This is a genomic window from Sulfurimonas sp. (assembly GCF_016744025.1).
Taxonomy (GTDB): Bacteria; Campylobacterota; Campylobacteria; order Campylobacterales; family Sulfurimonadaceae; genus Sulfurimonas.
The window spans coordinates 1-3,842 of record NZ_JADGFC010000179.1; the positions used below are offsets into that span (position 1 = coordinate 1).

4 protein-coding genes are annotated in these 3,842 nt (G+C 31.4%); 3 read left to right on the forward strand and 1 reads right to left on the reverse strand.

The window, feature by feature from the left end:
* From QZZ48_RS14625 to QZZ48_RS14635, 3 genes are all read left to right on the forward strand, one after another.
* A partial coding sequence (locus QZZ48_RS14625; protein ID WP_294966996.1) for a hypothetical protein occupies positions 1 to 552 on the forward strand: 552 nt, incomplete at its 5' end.
* Positions 549 to 1,418 (forward strand): glycosyltransferase, encoded by an 870-nt coding sequence (locus QZZ48_RS14630; protein WP_294966997.1) that lies wholly within the window; start codon positions 549 to 551, stop codon positions 1,416 to 1,418. The genes QZZ48_RS14625 and QZZ48_RS14630, both read left to right, overlap by 4 nt.
* A 127-nt stretch (positions 1,419 to 1,545) precedes the next feature.
* Positions 1,546 to 3,255: a helix-turn-helix domain-containing protein gene (locus tag QZZ48_RS14635; protein ID WP_294966998.1), complete on the forward strand. Its 1,710-nt coding sequence runs from the start codon at positions 1,546 to 1,548 to the stop codon at positions 3,253 to 3,255.
* A 154-nt stretch (positions 3,256 to 3,409) separates the two neighbouring features.
* On the opposite strand, the gene QZZ48_RS14640 is transcribed toward QZZ48_RS14635, so the two are convergent.
* Positions 3,410 to 3,842: SPOR domain-containing protein (locus QZZ48_RS14640; RefSeq protein ID WP_294966999.1), on the reverse strand; the 433-nt coding region annotated here is incomplete at its 5' end.

Consider the following 3,842-nt stretch of genomic DNA (forward strand, 5'->3'; position numbering starts at 1 on the left):
ACCAAAAACTATAATGGTCCATATGCCTACCAACACAATAAAAAAAAAAAAACAATAGATATCATATATGCTAAAACTGGGATAAAGATAAATATATGGAGAAACCATATGTATATGCATGGAGCAAATACTGAAAAGGTATTAAGTAGTTTAGATATAAATATATGTTCAGATGGTGTTGTAAAAGAAAACTGTGATTTGCAAGAAGATGTTAATGGCATATATAATTTACCAATTAATATTATTCCAGATCATGAACATATAATTCATGCTGAGCGTACACCACAGTGGATAAAACAATGGCAAGCACGTTACAACTGGTCTGATGATTTTGGACCAGAATCTTACTACATTGAGGAGTGGGCAGAGCTAGTTCTTAATCAGCTAAAAGAGAATGAAGCGAAGAAAAAACTATCAGTAATGATTATTCATCCCATAACAATGTATTTAGCAGATGGTTTTAAATCTGTAAGGACTATTTTAGATTATATCCAGACAAAAGAGAGTGTGTTTATGGGTGATTTATTAACTAAAGAAAGGATTTCAGCATGAAAAATGTAACTGTAATTATGCGTACATTTAATGTTGAATGGGTAATTGACCAAGCATTAGTAGCGCTTATGAAACAAAAGAATGTAGAGATAGAACTTATAATTGTTGATTCTGGATCTAGTGATTCCACTTTAGATATAGTCTCTAATTATTCACATAAATTTATAGAAATCGAACCAGGTACATACTTTCCAGGAAAGGTTTTAAACAAAGCTGTAAGTGAAGCTAAAACAGAGCTCATAGTCTTTATAAATTCTGATGTTGTTTTACTAGATTCATATGCTATATCAAAACTGATAGAACCTCTAAGTAATTCAGATACAGCAGCTTCATATGGTAGACAAGTAATACGTCCAGAGGCAGACTTATGGGTTAGACATGATTATGAGAAAGCATTTACTGTGATTGGAAATCAACCTAAGTGGATGCATTATTCTCTTCCTATTGCTGCTATGAAAAAAAGTGTCTGGGAGATGCAAAAATTTTACACTGACTCATGGGGTTCAGAAGATACTCACTGGGGAGTACAGATAAAAAATAAAGGATATAAAATAGCTTATGTAAAAGATGCAATAGCAATGCATTCTCATAACTATACTTTAAAGCAGTTAGCTTCAAGAAGACGTATAGAAGGAGAAGCAGATGTTTATATTTATCCTGAGAAATCATTATCTCTATTTAAGACATTACTTTCATTTGGAGCTTCATTTTTAAGAGAATCTTTGTACTATTTAAAAAATAGACAGACAACTAAAATACCATATTTATTGCTTAATCGCATTGTATATTCATTTAGTTTCTACAGAGGCTTTAAATATGCAAGTAAAAGCAAAAATAATATTACATTTGGAAATTATCAAGCTTAACCACTAAAGATGAAAAGGTTGAAGAAAGTGTATTATAATATGGTTTATTTATCCTCAATATTAAGTCTAACTCAAACAAATCGATTAAGATATTTCGTTATAATCACATAAACTAAGGATACACAATTTGCAAAATACTGCATTAAATATATTGAAAACCGGTAATAATGTTTTCATTACCGGTTCTGCAGGAACTGGTAAAACATACCTCTTACATCAATTTATATTTTATTTAAAATCAAGAAAAATTATCCCAACCATAGTAGCACCTACAGGTATAGCAGCTTCGCATCTACAAGGGCAAACAATACACTCATTTTTTAGCTTAGGCATCCGTGATGAGGTAGATGATTACTATATTGAGTCATTACTTGAAAAGAAATATCTACAAACAAGGTTTTCTAAATTAAAAGTTCTTATCATCGATGAGATTTCAATGGTATCTCCTGAGATATTCTCTTCTATTGATAGAATACTTAGAGCTTTTAAAAATAACGATATACCATTTGGTGGTGTACAAACAATCTTATCTGGAGATTTCTTTCAACTCCCACCTATTTCTAAAGTTCCTAAAGATAAACGCTTCGCTTGGCAATCTCCATCATTCAAAGAACTAGAATTAAAAACATGCTATTTACAAGAGAAGTTTAGACAAGATGATAATGTACTCATTAGTATATTAGATGAGATCAGAAGTGGCAATGTCTCAAGTAACTCTTTAGATATTTTAAACTCAAGACACAATAAAGACCTTGATATAGATTTTACACCAACGAAACTCTATACTCACAATATAGATGTTGATAGAATCAATAGTAATGAGTTAAGTAAAGTTAATAATCCTTCTAACTCATTTAAATATAAATCAGAAGGGACAGCCAAGAATATTGAAAAGATATTTAAATCTTCTCTTGTCTTAGAAGATATAGCTCTGAAAAAAGATGCAGTAGTAATGTTTATAAAAAATAATCATGAGTTAGGCTTCGTTAATGGTACTACAGGTGTCGTAGTGGACTTTGACAAGGAAACAGATCTTCCAATAGTAAAAACATCATACGGCTCATTAATTAAACTAGGGCTTGAAGATTGGACAATAGAGAATGATAGCGGAAATATAGTTGCTAAAGTCTCTCAAATTCCACTTAAACTTGCATGGGCAATAACTATACATAAATCTCAAGGAATGACACTAGATTCAGCTGAGATAGACTTATCTAAAACCTTTGAAGTGGGGCAGGGTTATGTTGCTCTTTCTCGTATTAAAAATATAGATGGATTACGTCTTATGGGATTGAATGATACAGCTCTTAGTGTTGACCCTCTTATTTTACATATAGACGATAGAATCAAAGCAGCATCTAAAAAAGCAAGTGATGAGATATCTGCTCTCTCTTCTGAGAACCTAAAAGAGATATTTGAGTCCTATATCCTGAGTATAGATGGGATTACAGATACAAGTAAAATAAAAGAACAAGAAGCAGTTTTAAAATCTGAGAAGAAGATAGTGGCAAATAGTGTAACTCCTACTCATATACAAACAAAAGAGTTGATTGAAACTTCTAGTTCTCTTTTAGAGTTGGCTACCAATAGAGGTATGAGTAAAGGAACTATCATTAATCATCTTCGTATTTTAAAAGAAGAAAATCCAGATATAAATATAGATAAATTTTTGCCAGATGAAAATACTATTGCGCTTGTAAAAGATGCACTAGTAAAGATAAAAGCAAGAAATAACGAAGATGATTTTAGTGAGGATGGTAAACCTAGATTAAAGCCTATATTTGAAGCTTTAGATTCTAAAGTGGCATATGATGATATACGAATTGCTCTTTTTTGAGTATATCTCTAAATTGTGCCACATTTATCTTAAACATACTTTCTTTTATAACCAGTTGAAAATAGGGCATTCTTCCAACTAAAAAGTCTTTCTAGATTTAAATCATTACTGTTGATCGTTTTATTCTTACATAGTAAATGTACATATTTCGTGTTTATAGTTTTACTAAAAAAGAACCTGGCTCAATTTTAGCACGAAGAATTATTCTTGCATCTTTAGCTTTTGTTGCATTAGGAAAAGGTCCTACTAAAACTTTAGTTGTTGTTTTAGAGTCATTTGTTACTTCATGAAGTTTGTATGTATAACCTAAAGCTGTGATAGAATCTAAAAACTTTTCACTTGGTGCATATTTTGAAAGGGAAACAACTTGAATATAATAGTTTAGAGCAAACATTTCTACTGGCTGTGTTGTCCCAACAGCTACTTTAGGTTCAGTTGCTGTAATAACAATAGGTTTTTCTGTAAAAGCTACCTCTATTGGCTCTGTTGTCTCAACAGCTACTTTAGGTTCAGTTGCTGCAATAACAGTAGGTTTCTCTGTAAAAACAACTTCTTTTGGCTGTGTTGTCTCAACAGCTGCTTTAGTC

Bases quoted from the DNA above. Each gene is read 5' to 3' on its own strand.
- QZZ48_RS14630 (WP_294966997.1), top strand. From the start codon at position 549: ATGAAAAATGTAACTGTAATTATGCGTACATTTAATGTTGAATGGGTA.